At 39.9% G+C, this 15,351-nt stretch carries 15 protein-coding genes; 2 read left to right on the top strand and 13 right to left on the bottom strand.

Going from position 1 to position 15,351, the window contains the following annotated elements:
- Window positions 1-903 precede the first annotated feature (903 nt).
- From V7108_RS02735 to V7108_RS02700, 8 genes are all read right to left on the bottom strand, one after another.
- A complete protein-coding gene (locus V7108_RS02735; protein WP_335509434.1) occupies window positions 904-2,370 on the bottom strand; it encodes a nicotinate phosphoribosyltransferase in 1,467 nt (488 codons plus the stop codon).
- Window positions 2,371-2,428: 58 nt separating this feature from the next.
- On the bottom strand, window positions 2,429-2,980 hold the full coding sequence (locus V7108_RS02730) for a cysteine hydrolase family protein (protein WP_335509436.1): 552 nt from the start codon (window positions 2,978-2,980) through the stop codon (window positions 2,429-2,431).
- A 388-nt stretch (window positions 2,981-3,368) separates the two neighbouring features.
- Window positions 3,369-4,310, bottom strand: a complete 942-nt coding sequence (locus V7108_RS02725; RefSeq protein ID WP_335567324.1) for a diacylglycerol kinase — start codon at window positions 4,308-4,310, stop codon at window positions 3,369-3,371.
- A gap of 180 nt (window positions 4,311-4,490) precedes the next feature.
- Window positions 4,491-5,402: a LiaF transmembrane domain-containing protein gene (locus V7108_RS02720; protein WP_335567323.1), complete on the bottom strand. Its 912-nt coding sequence runs from the start codon at window positions 5,400-5,402 to the stop codon at window positions 4,491-4,493.
- Window positions 5,399-5,491, bottom strand: a complete 93-nt coding sequence (locus V7108_RS02715) for an LPXTG cell wall anchor domain-containing protein (RefSeq protein ID WP_335567322.1) — start codon at window positions 5,489-5,491, stop codon at window positions 5,399-5,401. Before V7108_RS02715 ends, V7108_RS02720 begins: the two co-directional genes overlap by 4 nt.
- Window positions 5,488-6,564: a hypothetical protein gene (locus V7108_RS02710; RefSeq protein ID WP_335567321.1), complete on the bottom strand. Its 1,077-nt coding sequence runs from the start codon at window positions 6,562-6,564 to the stop codon at window positions 5,488-5,490. Before V7108_RS02710 ends, V7108_RS02715 begins: the two co-directional genes overlap by 4 nt.
- Complete coding sequence (locus V7108_RS02705) at window positions 6,561-7,043, bottom strand: anti-sigma factor family protein (RefSeq protein WP_335567320.1); 483 nt, start codon at window positions 7,041-7,043, stop codon at window positions 6,561-6,563. Before V7108_RS02705 ends, V7108_RS02710 begins: the two co-directional genes overlap by 4 nt.
- Window positions 7,040-7,555, bottom strand: a complete 516-nt coding sequence (locus tag V7108_RS02700; protein ID WP_335509447.1) for a sigma-70 family RNA polymerase sigma factor — start codon at window positions 7,553-7,555, stop codon at window positions 7,040-7,042. The genes V7108_RS02705 and V7108_RS02700 overlap by 4 nt, the downstream gene beginning before the upstream one ends.
- Window positions 7,556-7,928: 373 nt before the next feature.
- Between V7108_RS02700 and plsY the strand changes: the two genes are divergently transcribed.
- Entirely contained in the window at window positions 7,929-8,555 is a 627-nt protein-coding gene (gene plsY / locus V7108_RS02695; RefSeq protein WP_335509449.1) for a glycerol-3-phosphate 1-O-acyltransferase PlsY, read from the top strand.
- Between the two features lie 36 nt (window positions 8,556-8,591).
- Here plsY and V7108_RS02690 read toward each other — a convergent pair whose 3' ends face one another.
- Window positions 8,592-9,143: a thioredoxin family protein gene (locus V7108_RS02690; RefSeq protein ID WP_335509451.1), complete on the bottom strand. Its 552-nt coding sequence runs from the start codon at window positions 9,141-9,143 to the stop codon at window positions 8,592-8,594.
- 221 nt (window positions 9,144-9,364) lie between these two features.
- Here V7108_RS02690 and putP point away from each other — a divergent pair, with 221 nt between their 5' ends.
- Entirely contained in the window at window positions 9,365-10,843 is a 1,479-nt protein-coding gene (gene putP / locus V7108_RS02685; RefSeq protein WP_335509453.1) for a sodium/proline symporter PutP, read from the top strand.
- A 521-nt stretch (window positions 10,844-11,364) separates the two neighbouring features.
- On the opposite strand, the gene gatB is transcribed toward putP, so the two are convergent.
- The 4 genes from gatB to V7108_RS02665 all read right to left on the bottom strand — a co-directional run bounded on the left by gatB (window position 11,365) and on the right by V7108_RS02665 (window position 15,326).
- Complete coding sequence (gatB, locus tag V7108_RS02680; RefSeq protein WP_335567319.1) at window positions 11,365-12,792, bottom strand: Asp-tRNA(Asn)/Glu-tRNA(Gln) amidotransferase subunit GatB; 1,428 nt, start codon at window positions 12,790-12,792, stop codon at window positions 11,365-11,367.
- Between the two features lie 12 nt (window positions 12,793-12,804).
- On the bottom strand, window positions 12,805-14,262 hold the full coding sequence (gene gatA / locus V7108_RS02675; RefSeq protein ID WP_335567318.1) for an Asp-tRNA(Asn)/Glu-tRNA(Gln) amidotransferase subunit GatA: 1,458 nt from the start codon (window positions 14,260-14,262) through the stop codon (window positions 12,805-12,807).
- A gap of 35 nt (window positions 14,263-14,297) precedes the next feature.
- Window positions 14,298-14,591 (bottom strand): Asp-tRNA(Asn)/Glu-tRNA(Gln) amidotransferase subunit GatC, encoded by a 294-nt coding sequence (gatC, locus tag V7108_RS02670; RefSeq protein WP_335509459.1) that lies wholly within the window; start codon window positions 14,589-14,591, stop codon window positions 14,298-14,300.
- A 189-nt stretch (window positions 14,592-14,780) separates the two neighbouring features.
- Window positions 14,781-15,326, bottom strand: coding sequence for a hypothetical protein (locus tag V7108_RS02665; RefSeq protein WP_335567317.1), 546 nt, complete (start codon window positions 15,324-15,326; stop codon window positions 14,781-14,783).
- Between the last annotated feature and the right edge of the window lie 25 nt (window positions 15,327-15,351).

Genomic DNA, 15,351 nt, shown 5'->3' with positions numbered 1-15,351 from the left:
TAGGAAGATTGTAACATAAACCCAGTCTGATTGCGAAAAACGCCATATTATAAAGGTATATTATTTACTTTCGCATAAATTGTCGGAGTATTTTAATTTAACAATCTAACGAAAGTGTTTATAATGAAAACATTCCCACACGAAGGAGGTGATTACGATAAAGAAGGTTTATTTTCTTCCGATCGCATTGCTACTTGCCTTCATATGCTTTTCCGTCTTTCATACTTCCAAGATTACTATTCAATTACATCATTCCCATAAAGTTGTGCTGATGGATAATTGGAATATGAATGCACAAACGGACGATGAAGAGAAACATTTATTTCATTTTGATTTTGTCGGTGTACTTGCTCTATTTTCATTAGTCGTAGTCACCCTTCACAGAATTTTTTCAGCTACCCACATCAGAAACTTCATCTTTTTGATCCCAGTTTTTCATCAATCAAACTATGTAATCTCCTCCCCTGCATTGATAAGTTAACAACTTACAATAAGGGAGGAAAAAATATGTGGATTCGATTTGTAATGATTGGCTTTTTTTCATTGACTGCTGCAGGAATGCTTACCTTTCAAGGCATAGAAATGTACCATGCATTTATGGATTTTTGGAAAAATAAATAAGAAAACCATGAACAAAAACAGATGACCATTACTATTTATTTTGGTCATCTGTTTTTTTGCTTTTTCATGATGACCGTTCCCCATAAAAAAGCGATATATGGGTAACTATAGAGCTTTTATGGTGACCGGTTTCTGTCAAAAAACGATTTTGCGGTAACCATAGAGCGTTTATGACGACCGTTTTCCTTAAAAAGCCAATATTACAGTAACCATGGCACCCTGATCCTGCCAACTACTTTAAAAACTGCAAAAAGACACCCATCAAGGGTGCCTTCCTCATACTTATTCTGCCTTCATTTCGGCAACTTTCTCTTTTACTTCTTCAATATTTCTCATTTTGTTATCCCAGCATTTTTGGCTAAGGTCAACAGGGTATTCCTCAGGATTCAGTGTTCGCTTATACTCATCCCAGAGGGCGTTAAGGTTTTGCTTCAAATATTCACGAGACTCCTCTAAACACGGGACTTCATAAACAAGTTCCCCGTTAGAATAAATCACTTCATGAAGCTCTTTTGCAGTAAAGTTTGTCACGACCTTATTCAGATATGTATGCGTTGGGTGGAACATTCTTAGCTTTTTCTCTGGCAGTTTTTCGTCCGCGAGTGAAATGTAGTCCCCCTCAGCATGATTATTCTTATTATTGATGATTCGATAAATTTTCTTGATACCAGGTGTCGTAACTTTTACCGGATTGGAAGAGATTTTAATCGTATCTTCCATTTCGCCATTCTCGCCTTCAATGGAAACAATTTTATAAACCGCCCCAAGAGCAGCCTGATCGTAAGCAGTAATCAGCTTCGTCCCAATACCCCAGCTGTCTATTTTCGCGCCCTGTGCTTTTAAGTTTAGTATCGTATATTCATCTAAATCGCTGGAGGCAACAATTTTCGCATCCGTAAACCCTGCCTCATCCAGCAATTTCCGCGCTTCCTTTGAAAGATAGGCAAGGTCACCGCTGTCTAAACGGATTCCGATGAAATTAATGGAATCGCCCATCTCCTTAGCTACCTTAATGGCATTCGGAACACCCAAACGAAGGGTATCATATGTATCAACCAAAAAGACACAATCTTTATGCGTCTCAGCATATTTTTTGAATGCAGTATATTCATCCTTATAGGCCTGCACCATAGAATGAGCATGTGTACCGGAAACAGGAATTTGAAACAATTTACCCGCTCTCACATTACTTGTACCTTCAAAACCAGCAAGGTAAGATGCTCTGGCTCCCCAAATGGCCGCGTCCATTTCCTGCGCCCGGCGAGTACCGAATTCCATTGCAATTTCATTTCCAAGAACCTGCTTAATACGAGAGGCCTTTGTAGCAATTAATGTTTGATAATTAACGATGTTTAATAGTGCTGTTTCAACCAATTGGGCTTCGCAAAGCGGGGCATCCACACTTAAAATCGGCTCATTTCCAAATACAAGCTCGCCTTCTTTCATGCAGCGAATGGTACCCGTAAAGCGCAAATCCCTTAAATAGTCCAAAAAGTCATCCTGGTAGCCTACTTCATTTTTCAAATACTCCAGATCATCGTCTGTAAAGCGGAATCCCTGGATAAACTGAATGACTTTTTCCAAGCCAGCGAATACTGCATATCCATTCCCAAAAGGGAGCTTTCGGAAAAACAATTCGAACACGGCACGTTTTTTATATCTGCCATCTCTCCAATACGTTTCTACCATATTGATCTGATATAGATCCGTATGCAGAGTCAAGCTATCATCCTGATAAATGTTTTTCATCATAACCCTCCGAACAACTACTTTTTCAACATATTAAATAATTTTACCATTATAAAAACTATTTAACCAGCGCCCCAAGGGATTGTTCAAAATGCCCCAATGCCCATTCATGACCTTGTTGATTAAAAGAAGCTACCGCCTCCTTATGTACAACGATGGTAAATCCTTTATTGTAGGCGTCAACGGCCGTGTGGAGAACACAAATATCTGTGCAAACACCAACTAGATGAAGCTCTGCAATTCCCCGTTCTCGCAGTTTGATTTCAAGATCGGTTCCAGCGAATGCGGAGTACCGGGTTTTATCAATGTAATACACATTCTCTCGCTCTTTACTCTCGTCATAAACAGTTTGAAGCTCTCCGAACAAATCTCTGCCTGCAGTCCCCCGAATATTATGCGGAGGAAACAATTTTGTTTCAGGATGATGTTCATCCCCTTCGTCATGGACATCAATGGCAAAAACGACGTAATCACCGCGGTCAATAAATTCTTGTGTTAATTGGACGATTTTACTTTCAATGTTCTGACCTGGCACTCCACAGGTTAACGCACCCGCATCCGCAACAAAATCTACCGTATAATCGATATTAATTAAAGCCCTTTTTACCATTCCAATTACCCCCTTATCATCCATTACTATTTCTGTACAGAAATCATTTATTCCTTTGGCTGTTATAGGTTATCGTTTATTTTATTAATTATAAGAATCTAAATAGGCGGAGAAATCTCGCTTAATTAGTATTTACTAATAAAATTAGCATATATAGACGGAGAGATTCCGCCTATCGATCCGAAATAGGCGAAAATAGAGGATTTTGCTGTGCATAACCGGAAAACCTTCCCTTATTCCCCCCGAAACAGGCTCCATTCTGCATTTAACCGGAAAGTCTCCGCCTATTTTTACTTTCGCTGGTTACTGTAGCGCTAATCAACAGCCTTTTTGAGCACAGCCATTCCTTTAAACTAAAAAGCCCGCTCCGGAATGGAACGCGCCTTTTTCAGCTATATCTTTGACCCGGTATCCAGTCGCTTGGTTTATCAAGCGGACGAATGTCCTCGATAGGGACGAACACTTCCAAATGCCGGTACAAATTTGCAAACTCAGCGGGCAGCAATCCGCCAAATTCACCATCAAGATTTACTTGTACCTTTTCTGTTGAATGTACTTTAATTCGGCTAGCCTTCGCATAAATCACATTCGGATCATTGACATGCTCACCACGGATAGCTAACGTTGCCACTCGGACAAACTCCGCTAAATTGATCTTTTTCAAAATGAGCAATGAAAATAGACCATCGTTTATCGATGAATCGGGAGCAATCTTTTCAAAACCGCCAATTGAATTCGTCAGCCCCACAAGAAATAACATCGCTTCCCCTTCAAACAGCTTTCCATCATACTCAATAGTAAGGTCTGTTGCTTTAATCGAAGGAAGCATTTCCATCCCTTTTAAATAGTAAGCAAGCTGTCCAAGCATGGTTTTTAATTTACTGGGAACTTCGTAAGTAAGCTCTGTAATCCTGCCGCCGCCAGCAATATTAATAAAATATCGATCATTGATTCGACCAATATCCACCGGGATGAGATCACCCTTCGTGATAATATCTACCGCCGCACCAATATCTCTTGGGATATGAAGGGCTCGGGCAAAATCATTCGTGGTGCCGGCCGGAATAATTCCTAACTTCGGGCGGTACTCCTGCTCGGCAAGTCCGTTAACCACCTCATTTATGGTACCATCCCCGCCGGCTGCGATAACAACATCATACTGCCTTTCAACCGCAATCTTGGCAGCAGCCGTCGCATCACCAGCACCAGTCGTCGCATGACAAGACGCCTCATACCCGGCAATCTCAAGTTTCTCCAGAATTTCCGCAAGATGGCGCTTAAGAATCTCCCGCCCTGATGTAGGATTATATATCAATCGTGCTCGTTTCATATTCATCATCCTATTTTTTATAAAATCAATAAATGGTATATGATGGGTCTCTTCTATATTCTACCAATTCGTACCTTGGCTTACAATTATTAACCCCGGCAACAAATATTATTCTATCCATATTCCTGCCGTCTACTATCATACCCTTTTTTTATTTATTTGCAAAAAATAAAACGTGATTTAATTTGTATTTACACTAACATAGTGGGTATTCGTGATAGTGATATTGTACTTACCCTCACCAGACTGGAAAACAGCATTCCTTTTTATTCCTTCATTCGGGGTGTCTGTTTCGGTTAACTGCCATGCTCCATCCCTGCCATTCACATCACCAACACCATCCGCTGTTATATTTAAATGGCTGTCTTCAGCAACCTTAACATTTATAGACGAGGCACCATCTAAACTCCAGTTATTTTCAAGTGACCGTGGATTTAACGTAATATCATTCCCATTTCCAATTACCTCAAGCTGTACACCTTTAGGAATAAGTATAGTGGAGGCAATTTCTTGTTGACTATAAAAAGGTCCCATCTCATTTGGCAAGGTCTTTACATTTACGTAAAGAGTATCTCCCTTTTTGTTGGCATACACGTATTCATCCGCACTTTTTAAGAGCCCATCCTTGTTCGCTGTCTGGATTCGGTACGTTCCAAACATCGACACTTCTTTTTCATCTGTTGCTTCAATTGTTGTTTGGTAGCCTGTAGTTCGTAACACTACACGTTTGATACTATCATCCATCTGATAGGAGAAATTAGGAAGCTCAAACGAGCGCTCTTCCCTTGCAACAGCCTCCTCTACTTTCCCCATAATCCCAGTAGCACTAAGCGTCGCGAACATGATTCCAACCATTCCAAGCACCCCAACAAACAGGATACTAACAAAATCATATTTTAATATTGGTTTCTCCTGCCTTGATAGAAATAAATAGAGAAGAATTTCAATTCCAAGGACAATTAACAGCACTGGCCACCAAGACGTCATCACATGAACAAGATCAAACCCCATAAAACGTGAGAGGAAAAGGAAGATGCCAAGAAAGACGAGCGAGGCTCCCATCGAAAATGTACCAACACGCCATGTTCTCATTCCTGCTCCTCCTTTCTTTTTTTAAAAAGGAATCCAATTCCAGCTCCAATTAAGAGTACCCCTGTAATCGTGTTTTGCCACTTTTTCATGATTTCCCTTCCTCCTTTTTGTGCTTGCTACCGGCTAATAACTTAATACCACCGCCAATTAACAGCACACAGACAACTCCCGTTTGAAAATATCTTTGAACCCAATAATTTAAATCTATATTGATCAAATTTGACAGCATTGGTGCAAAGACTGGAATGACCACATTCATGAATAGGTAATAAAGCCCCAATACAACTAAACCAATTCCAACCCATTTCTGATGATTAATTAAGTAAGAAATAATCGGAACATCCTCGATTTCTTCCTCACCATATTTGGATACCTTCTGCATAGCGTCAAAAAAGCTATAAAACCATATAATCGGAATCAGGAACAAGAAGATTCCAAGTCGTAAAATATCTAAGATGTAGATGGAAAACAGGAAAGCCGCCATTAATTGAATCCCACGCTTTTGTAAGCCTAGATAGAGGTGGCCTGCACCAGGGAAAATAGAAAGGAAGGTGGCAATCGATTTGCTCTTCTTTCCATCTTCTCTTCGTGTTTCCAAGTCTTCAAAGATCGTTCGATCGATTAGCTCCTCACCACGCTGCTTTTTATTCACCTGCTGCACCGCGTCAAAAAATCCGTACACCCAAATAATTGGCAATCCTAGCAAGAACACCATAAACTCACCACGGCCGCTAAGTGCCGTTACAAAGATGACCATTACAGCCAGCCCTAAGAACGCTGCTAACAATGTTACACCACGATTCATTAACCCAAGTTGAAAATGGCCCAAACCCGGGACAAACGATAACGCAATGGTATAAAACCTTTCTGACTCCTGTGTTACTTGTGTTGGGAGAATATCTGGATTTGCAGCTTTTAACGCTTTCTTCTGCTTGGAAATTTGCACACCCATGTCAATAAAGCTAACTAAGTAGATAAAAATTCCAGCCATAAAAGAAAGGATTGCAATTTCCTCATTGCCAGAAAATAAACCAAAAATGGTGATAAATGCACAGCCAACAACGGCTAGTAAGTAAAGCACCCCCCGAAACATATTGCCGAAATAAATATGACCGAGGCCTGGAAATAACGATAACGTTAACGCCTTCGTTGAATTTTTCATTTTTTATTTGCCTCCTTTTCTTCCAGTGAATCCATCCATGCAAATGTTTTATCAATAACGCCCTCTGTGACTGTTGGCTTTTTCTCCTTGATATGCTGTGGTGCCTCTACTGCACTTGCATACGTTGCAAGTGATTGAAACACTCCTGAAAAGGTAAGCAATAGTGTTGCAGCCGCTGCAATCAAATAGTGGAAAGATGCCTGTTGGTAGAATGGCTTTTTCGTTTTTACCGGCTGCTTCATGACTGACGGTTTTTCAATATACTCATTTTGTTTCGAAACCTCTGCCATCACTAGGTCTGTAAAACTAGTCTCATTTAGAAGAACTGGAAGTGATGATTCATGTTCTGAGACAGCTTGTAGATAATGCTCCAGACATTCATCGCATGTATATAGATGACTTTCAAGTTCCTCTCGTGTCTGACCGCTTACTTCGTCCTTAACATAGCTCAACCACTCATCATAATGATAATGCTTCATGAAAAATCGTCCTCCTTCCAATTCTTTTTCATCCAAACCCGTGCTCTGTAAAGCTTTGTTTCAATGGTTTTCACCTGTACCTTTTGTTCTTCAGCCAATTGCTGATAACTTTTTTCCGCTATATAGAAACCATAAATGACATCCCGATAATTCTCTGGGAGCTCATCAAGTCGATTTCTAACAAGCTTTCGTCTTTCATTTTCAAGCAATTCTTTCTCCACACTATCCTTTGGAGTACCGAATGCCTGCTGTTCTAAAGCTTCAACCACTTCTTCTTTTCTTCTCGCAAGCTTGCGTTTTACATCTATGGCATGATTTACCGCTATCCGGGTCATCCAAGTCTTAAAGCCTTGATTTTCATATTGGGAGAGAGAGGTATATATTTTCACAAATACTTCTTGAGCAGCATCCTCTGCTTCCTTTTGGTCACGAAGAACAGCAAAGACGGTCCGGAACACATCATTGCGGTACTTCTCAACCAAAAGGCGAAAGGCATGATCACTGCCGTCCATCACTTTTTGTAGTAAAGCTGAATCACTAATCGCACTCTCCCCCTCTCTCTCTGACCTTCACCTTAATAGACGGAATACTTATTACAAACCCCTACACTTTTTATTTAATAAATTTTTTAAAAAAATAATAGCATAAGAAAACGTGCGGTATGTTCGCACGTTTTGGGCGTTTCAAATTTATTAGGCATCTATTAGTCTGACGGGAATATCTTCTCATGAACAAGCATAACTATTAGCAACTTGTCCAAAATCTATAGGTCTCAAGTTCGTCGCGCCTAAAATTTACCTAGAATTGGAACTAAAAAAATTGTACCATTGAACTATGATAGTTTGCTATTTATAATCTAGATACTCTAACAAAGGAATGATCATTATGCTCTGGTTATTGCTCATTGCTTCTTACTTAATTGGGAGTATTCCTACTGCGCTGATTGTGGGCAAGCTAATCTTCGGGGTTGATATTCGTGACCATGGCAGTAAAAATCCTGGAGCTACGAACACCTTAAGGGTTCTTGGAAAAGGGTCTGCCATAATCGTGGTACTTGTTGATATTGGTAAAGGTGCACTCGCTGCGTCCCTTCCTCTATACTTCAACCTTGATGTCGAACCGCTTTACTTTGGTCTGCTGGCGGTTATCGGACATTGCTTTCCTATCTTTGCCGGTTTTCGCGGGGGGAAAGCCATTGCTACCACTGCCGGAACCTTAGCAGTAGCAAATTTACCGTTGGGTTTGATTGCTTTTGGGTCCTTCTTTTTAGTGATTTTTCTATCAAAATATGTATTTTTGGGCTCTATCTCTGTGGGTCTTAGTCTGATGATTTATTCTTTTATTTCAACCAATGTTAACTTTGAACTTATTTTCTTATTTTTTACCTTATTTTTAATTTATCTTCACCGCTCAAATATTCGTAACCTCATCTTAGGAATTGAACCCAAAATAAACGATAAAAATTTAATCAATGACCGTATTCCACCGAAAAATAACAATCTTAAAATGTAAAAGGAATCCCTGACTAATGCCAGGGATTCCTTTTTATTATAGAAGCTTCTGTATAATACTGTTTGCGACCGTTTGCCAAGTAGAAGGATTTTGTTGATAGGTAGTGCCCAAGCTTTTATAAAAAGCCAGTTGCTTTTCTTGAAAATCCGGTGCTTCTTTATCCGGCAGTTCCGCACGGCCTTTTTCTACAAGAGCTTGGATTTCAGGTGCACGTGGTCCCCAAACTCCAACTTCATTTCCTTCTTGATCAATGAAAATAAAAATAGGAATCGCTCTCGAGGTGCCGTTCGTTAAATATTGATCCATTAGCTCAAGGTTCTGGTCCCTTAGTACAAACCGAACTTCCATGCCGGCTGCTTCTGCTATTCTTAGTAACACTGGGTTGTTAAGCAGGGCGTCCCCGCACCAATCCTCTGTAAGAACAATCGCACGCAAATTCTTTGACTGGATTGCTTCGAGTTTGTTTTTATCCTCTGCCTTTAACTCAAAACGTTCATAAATGGAAACCATCTCTTCTTTATTCCGTGTCATTTGCCCTATGTATTCATCTTTCGTTAATCCTTTTTGAAACCATGAATTTAACTCCACTATAAACACTCCCTTCATCTTATTATTATCATAATCCTTTTATATCCTTCTTACAAATGTAAGGAATTCTACCTTCTATTCAAATATCCCAAGAGCATTTTATCCTATTTTAAAAAAGTAATATTTTAGTAGTAGCTATAATATTATTAAGTTGATAGAATATTTCATATATAAAAAATATTATTTTAAACGATTTCTAACATAATAAAGGAGGAAAATACATGTCCAATGAAACACTTCAGCTTGTATCCATTGGAATTTACCTTGCGATGATGCTTTTTATCGGTTGGTATTCCTATCGTAAAACAAGCAATCTGACAGACTACATGCTGGGAGGAAGATCTTTAGGTCCTGCTGTAACAGCATTAAGTGCTGGTGCTGCTGATATGAGCGGCTGGTTATTAATGGGCTTACCTGGTGGAATCTATTTAACCGGTTTAGCAGATGCCTGGATTGCCATTGGTTTAACAATTGGCGCTTATCTCAACTGGTTATTGGTAGCACCTCGCCTGCGTTCCTATACACAGGTAGCCAACGATTCTATCACGATTCCAAGCTACCTTGAAAATCGTTTTAAAGATAATACGAAACTTCTCCGAATTGTATCTGGTATAGTCATACTAATATTCTTTACTTTTTATGTTTCTTCGGGGATGGTTTCCGGTGCTGTCTTTTTTGAAAGCTCCTTCGGCACAAGCTACCATACAGGTCTTTATATCGTTGGCGGCGTTGTCGTTGCCTATACTTTATTTGGCGGCTTTTTAGCAGTAAGTTATACGGACTTTATCCAAGGATTAATGATGCTGATTGCACTAATGCTTGTTCCGGCAATCGGAATCTTTAGTACGGGTGGTCCTGCCGAAACGTTTGATACCATCAGAGCAATCGATCCGTCTAAACTTGATTTATTAAAGGGAACGACTTTCTTAGGAATCGTATCTGCAATGGCGTGGGGACTTGGTTATTTTGGCCAGCCGCATATCATCGTCCGCTTCATGGCTATTAAAACGATTAATGAAACAAAAAGTGCCCGTCGTATTGGTATGGGCTGGATGATTATTACCCTAATCGGTACTATATTTACTGGATTAATAGGAATTGCTTATTTCCAACAGAATCCACAGCATGTTTTGGAGAATCCGGAGGCTGTTTTTATAGAACTTAGTCAAATATTATTTCATCCGTTATTCGCAGGATTTGCATTAGCAGCGATTCTTGCTGCGATTATGAGTACAATTTCCTCTCAATTAATTGTTACTTCTAGTGCACTTGTTGAAGATTTATATAAAGTGGTCATGAACAAAAATGCGAGTGATAAACATCTAGTCTTCTTAGGAAGAATGGCTGTTCTCCTTGTTGCTGTCGTTGCTGCAGCACTTGCTTTTAAACAAAACAGCACGATATTAGACTTAGTTGCGTATGCATGGGCCGGTTTCGGAGCAGCCTTCGGTCCAATCATCCTTTTAAGTTTATTCTGGAAAAAGATTACGAATTGGGGAGCCCTTTTCGGAATGATCGTCGGTGCTGTAACGGTTATTGTTTGGAAAAATGTTGGACTTGGCGAAACACTTTACGAGATTGTTCCCGGCTTTGTTTTTAACCTACTCGTTGCTGTTATCGTAAGCTTAGTCACATATAAGAAGAATGAAGCAATTGAAAAAGAGTTTGATGAAAGTGTACGTTTATTAAAACAAGAATAGGTTACTAAGAAAAACGCTCAGCTTGAGCGTTTTTCTAATTTTGTAATGCAGCAAATTTCCCCTTTTTCCATTACACAAACGTTTGATTAGAATGGACTCCCGCCCTTGTTATAAAAGAGTTTCCCCTTAAAAAATGGGGGGATTTTGTCAACTAAATAATCGTTTGATTAGTTTTAATAAAAACCCTTATCCCAATGAATATTCTACGTTTTTCCTATGAAATTATTGTCACTTTTTAATGGATTATTTCCTGAAATCCAGTCCATTTTAAATTCACTCCAATTCACGACATTAAACTGCCCCAAATTTACTAATCAAACATTTGATTAAAAAAGCCATTAACCCTATTATTAAAGGTTCTTCTTCCAGAAAAGGGTAGATTTTTGTCGTTTAATCAAACGTTTAATTAGTTCCACTGTAAGCCTTAGGAAATAAAGATCTTTCCCAGGAAATGATGCGGAATAAGTCGATCAATGATTCGACAAAAAAAACAGACAGAGTAGAATCTGCCTGTTTGACGTTTATCGTTTGCCTAATTCCTGCTGTAATAATTGATTCACCATTTGTGGATTTGCCTGACCCTTCGTCGCCTTCATAAGCTGCCCCACTAGGAATCCTACTGCTTTATTTTTACCGTTCTTAAAATCTTCAACCGATTGTGGATTCGCATCGAGGACCTCTGAAATGATTTTCAGCAGTGTACCTTCATCGGAAATTTGAACAAGGCCCTTTTCTTTTACTATTACTTCAGCATCCCCGCCGTTCTCAATCAACTCATTAAAAACGGTTTTAGCGATTTTTGAAGAAATCGTTCCGTTTTTGATAAGCTTAATCAAGCCCGCTAAGCTTTCAGGCGTTAGGGCAATCTGATGAAGTTCTTTCCCTTCTGAATTCAGGTAAGCTGAAACATCTCCCATGATCCAGTTTGAAGCCAGTTTTGCCTCTGCACCAGCAGTAACACTACCTTCGAAGAAATCGGCCATTTCTTTCGTTACCGTTAAAACTTTCGCATCATAAACAGGTAATCCTAGTTCTTCCACATAACGCTTTTGGCGTTGATCGGGAAGCTCTGGAATTTCAGCTGCAATCCGTTCTTTCCATTCCTCATCAATATAGATATCGAGTAAATCTGGTTCAGGGAAGTAACGATAATCATCAGATCCTTCTTTTACACGCATAAGTATGGTTGCGCCGGTAGCTTCATCAAATCGACGTGTCTCTTGGTCAACTTTTCCGCCCTGACTGATAACTTCACGCTGCCGTTTCTCTTCAAATTCCAAGCCTTTGCGGACAAAATTAAACGAGTTTAAGTTCTTTAATTCTGTCTTCGTTCCAAACTCTTCTTGTCCGACTGGACGAATCGAAATATTTGCGTCACAACGGAGCGACCCTTCTTCCATCTTACAATCAGAGACTCCTGTAAACTGGATAATCGATTTTAATTTTTCAAGATAGGCATAGGCTTCGTCAGGTGTCCGGATATCTGGCTCAGAAACGATTTCCACAAGGGGTGTTCCCTGGCGGTTATAGTCCACTAATGAATATCCATTACCATGGCTTAGTTTCCCTGCATCTTCTTCCAAATGAATTCTCGTTATACCAATTCGTTTTGTGTAGCCATTCACCTCAATTTCAATCCAGCCGTGCTCTCCGATTGGTTTATCGAATTGAGAAATCTGGTATGCCTTCGGATTATCTGGATAAAAGTAGTTCTTCCGGTCAAATTTCGTATGACTGGCAACCTGGCAATTTAAGGCCATTGCAGCCTTCATTCCATATTCTACTGCCTTTTTATTTAGAACTGGCAATACTCCGGGATAACCAAGGTCGATTACACTTGTATTTGTATTCGGCTCTGCACCAAAGTGGTTTGGGCTTGCCGAAAAGATTTTTGAATCCGTTTTTAACTCCACATGAACTTCTAAACCAATCACTGTTTCAAATTCCATCGTCTTCACCCCCTATAGTCCCGGCTTCTGTTTATGATAATCAGTAGCTTGCTCAAATGCATGTGCCACGCGATAGACTGTTGCTTCATCAAAATGCTTGCCGATAATTTGTAACCCAAGCGGCAGCCCATTATCAAATCCGCATGGAATCGAGATTCCAGGTACCCCTGCTAGGTTCACAGGAATCGTCAAAATATCATTCACATACATCGTTAGCGGATCTTCAATATTTTCACCAATTTTAAACGCTGGAGTTGGGGTCGTCGGACCAATGATGACATCATATTTTTCAAATACATCTTCAAAGTCCTTCTTGATTAACGTCCGAACCTGCTGGGCTTTTTTGTAGTAAGCATCGTAATAACCAGAACTTAGCGCAAAGGTACCGAGCATGATTCGGCGTTTTACTTCGTCACCAAAGCCTTCAGCCCTTGATTTCTTATATAAATCAAGTAAATTATCTGCATTTGAAGTCCGATAGCCATAACGAACACCATCAAAGCGGGCAAGATTGGCAGATGCTTCCGAAGATGATAGTAAATAGTAAGCGGCTAAGGCATATTTTGAATGAGGCAAACTAACCTCTTCCCAAACAGCCCCTTGTTTTTCAAGCACCTTTAATGCATCGAGCACGGACTGACGGACACTTTCATTTACACCTTCACCCAGGTATTCCTTAGGTACAGCTATCTTTAACCCTTTAATATCTCCCGTTAATGCCGAGACGAAATCCGGCACGTCGACATTCGCTGATGTGGAGTCCATTGGATCTAAACCGGATATTGCTTGCAAAAGATAGGCATTATCTTCAACGGATCTTGTAATAGGGCCAATTTGATCAAGAGACGACGCAAAGGCAACGAGCCCGAAACGGGAAACACGGCCATATGTAGGTTTTAACCCTACTACCCCGCAAAAAGCTGCTGGCTGACGGATTGACCCACCTGTATCAGAACCTAAAGAAAACAGCACTTCACCTGCCGCAACGGAAGCAGCGGACCCGCCTGAAGATCCTCCTGGTACTCTCTCAAGATTCCACGGATTGCGAGTCTTTTGATAATGCGAATTCTCATTAGAAGAGCCCATCGCAAACTCATCCATGTTTAACTTTCCGATTGTTACTGTTTCTTGCTGCTGCAGTTTCTGAACAACGGTAGCATCATAGATGGGATTGAAGTTTTCTAGAATCTTACTTGCACAGGTTGTCACAAGTCCTTTTGTGACAATATTGTCCTTTACACCAATTGGAAGCCCAAATAACATACCATTTTTAGAACCCGCGGCAAGCTTGTCATCGAGATAACTGGCTGTTTGCCGAGCTTTCTCTTCATCCAATGTTAAAAATGCCTGAATTTTGCCCTCGACTTGGGCTATACGTTTATACGACTCATCCACAAGATCAGAAGTCTTAAGTTCCTTTTTATGTAAAAGTTCATGAAGATCTGAAACTTTATAATCAAATAAGCTCATGATATCCCTCCTTTATATTGCTGCAGAACCAGTCTCTACTCCCCTAGAATTGCGGGGACTTTTATTTGCCCATCCTGGTGGTCTGGAGCATTTTTTAGTACTTCTTCCCGTGGCAGACCCTTTTGCTTAATGTCTTCACGGAAGATATTCTTCATATCCAGCACATGGTAGGTTGGTTCAACATTTGACGTATCCAGCTCATTTAACTGTTCGGCAAATGTAATAATGGCGTCCAGTTGCTTTGTGAACCTTTCAGTTTCTTCTTCCGTAATGGCTAATCTAGCCAGGTTGGCTACATGCTTCACCTGCTCATTTGAGATTCGTGTCATCTTTCAATCCCCCAATCCCTCTATGTCTTAGTTAATTTACTATTGATAATACCAAACTTTTTCGCTTTACCGCAATGATTGCCTCATCAGTATGGGCAAAAGGGGACTATTTAAGATTTTGGGGCAAAAAAATAGGAGCCTTAGCTCCATAGATGATCTTGTTTTGTGTCTATATATCTCATTATGTAATTATTCTTGCGGAATAACCTCACCATTACTATTTAAAGCTCGAACCTGTGGTCGGAAACCTAGTCCTATATAGTATCTTTTGCCGTCTTTGTTAATTACTTTCGCCTCTTTGTAATCCTCACTTTCGTGATCGGCAATCTCTATTCTATTAATATCTTCATTCAGAATTTCTCCAAACGCAACATATATATCTTTCAGAACTTTTCCTTTATCATCATACTTTGTATAATTTTCTACGTAGGTAGAATAGGTTATGCTTTCAGCATGCTCCCAGCCATTTGGACCACTATTCTTCCATCCATCATTATCGTTCCCTTCAAAGAAGGAAACACCCAGCACGGGTTCTTTAATATGTTTAACTTCTTTCCCTTCAGCCTTCGTGCTATAAAGAACGATCGTAATTCCATCACTTTTTGTCTTGTGCAGCACGTTCTGCACTTCAAATGGAATGGTTTCAGCAATTGCTTTTTCTAGGGTTGGATATTTGCACCCTGTGAGAGTAAGCATTAGAACAATTACAATAAAAAGAATGGTATATCTTCTCATAATTCCCCTCCTAAATTTTGGTCAG

The sequence above is a fragment of the Neobacillus vireti genome, from assembly GCF_036962345.1.
Lineage (GTDB): Bacteria > Bacillota > Bacilli > Bacillales > Cytobacillaceae > Neobacillus > Neobacillus vireti_A.
This window is presented reverse-complemented; position numbering and strand designations above follow the sequence as displayed.

Coding starts and splice junctions, on each gene's coding strand:
- V7108_RS02710 (WP_335567321.1), bottom strand. CDS start 6,564: ATGAAAAATTCAACGAAGGCGTTAACGTTATCGTTATTTCCAGGCCTC.
- V7108_RS02730 (WP_335509436.1), bottom strand. CDS start 2,980: ATGGTAAAAAGGGCTTTAATTAATATCGATTATACGGTAGATTTTGTT.
- gatA (WP_335567318.1), bottom strand. CDS start 14,262: ATGAGCTTATTTGATTATAAAGTTTCAGATCTTCATGAACTTTTACAT.
- gatB (WP_335567319.1), bottom strand. CDS start 12,792: ATGGAATTTGAAACAGTGATTGGTTTAGAAGTTCATGTGGAGTTAAAA.
- V7108_RS02735 (WP_335509434.1), bottom strand. CDS start 2,370: ATGAAAAACATTTATCAGGATGATAGCTTGACTCTGCATACGGATCTA.
- V7108_RS02715 (WP_335567322.1), bottom strand. CDS start 5,491: ATGAAAAAGTGGCAAAACACGATTACAGGGGTACTCTTAATTGGAGCT.
- plsY (WP_335509449.1), top strand. CDS start 7,929: ATGCTCTGGTTATTGCTCATTGCTTCTTACTTAATTGGGAGTATTCCT.
- V7108_RS02700 (WP_335509447.1), bottom strand. CDS start 7,555: ATGGACGGCAGTGATCATGCCTTTCGCCTTTTGGTTGAGAAGTACCGC.
- V7108_RS02720 (WP_335567323.1), bottom strand. CDS start 5,402: ATGAGAACATGGCGTGTTGGTACATTTTCGATGGGAGCCTCGCTCGTC.
- V7108_RS02665 (WP_335567317.1), bottom strand. CDS start 15,326: ATGAGAAGATATACCATTCTTTTTATTGTAATTGTTCTAATGCTTACT.
- V7108_RS02725 (WP_335567324.1), bottom strand. CDS start 4,310: ATGAAACGAGCACGATTGATATATAATCCTACATCAGGGCGGGAGATT.
- gatC (WP_335509459.1), bottom strand. CDS start 14,591: ATGACACGAATCTCAAATGAGCAGGTGAAGCATGTAGCCAACCTGGCT.
- putP (WP_335509453.1), top strand. CDS start 9,365: ATGTCCAATGAAACACTTCAGCTTGTATCCATTGGAATTTACCTTGCG.
- V7108_RS02705 (WP_335567320.1), bottom strand. CDS start 7,043: ATGAAGCATTATCATTATGATGAGTGGTTGAGCTATGTTAAGGACGAA.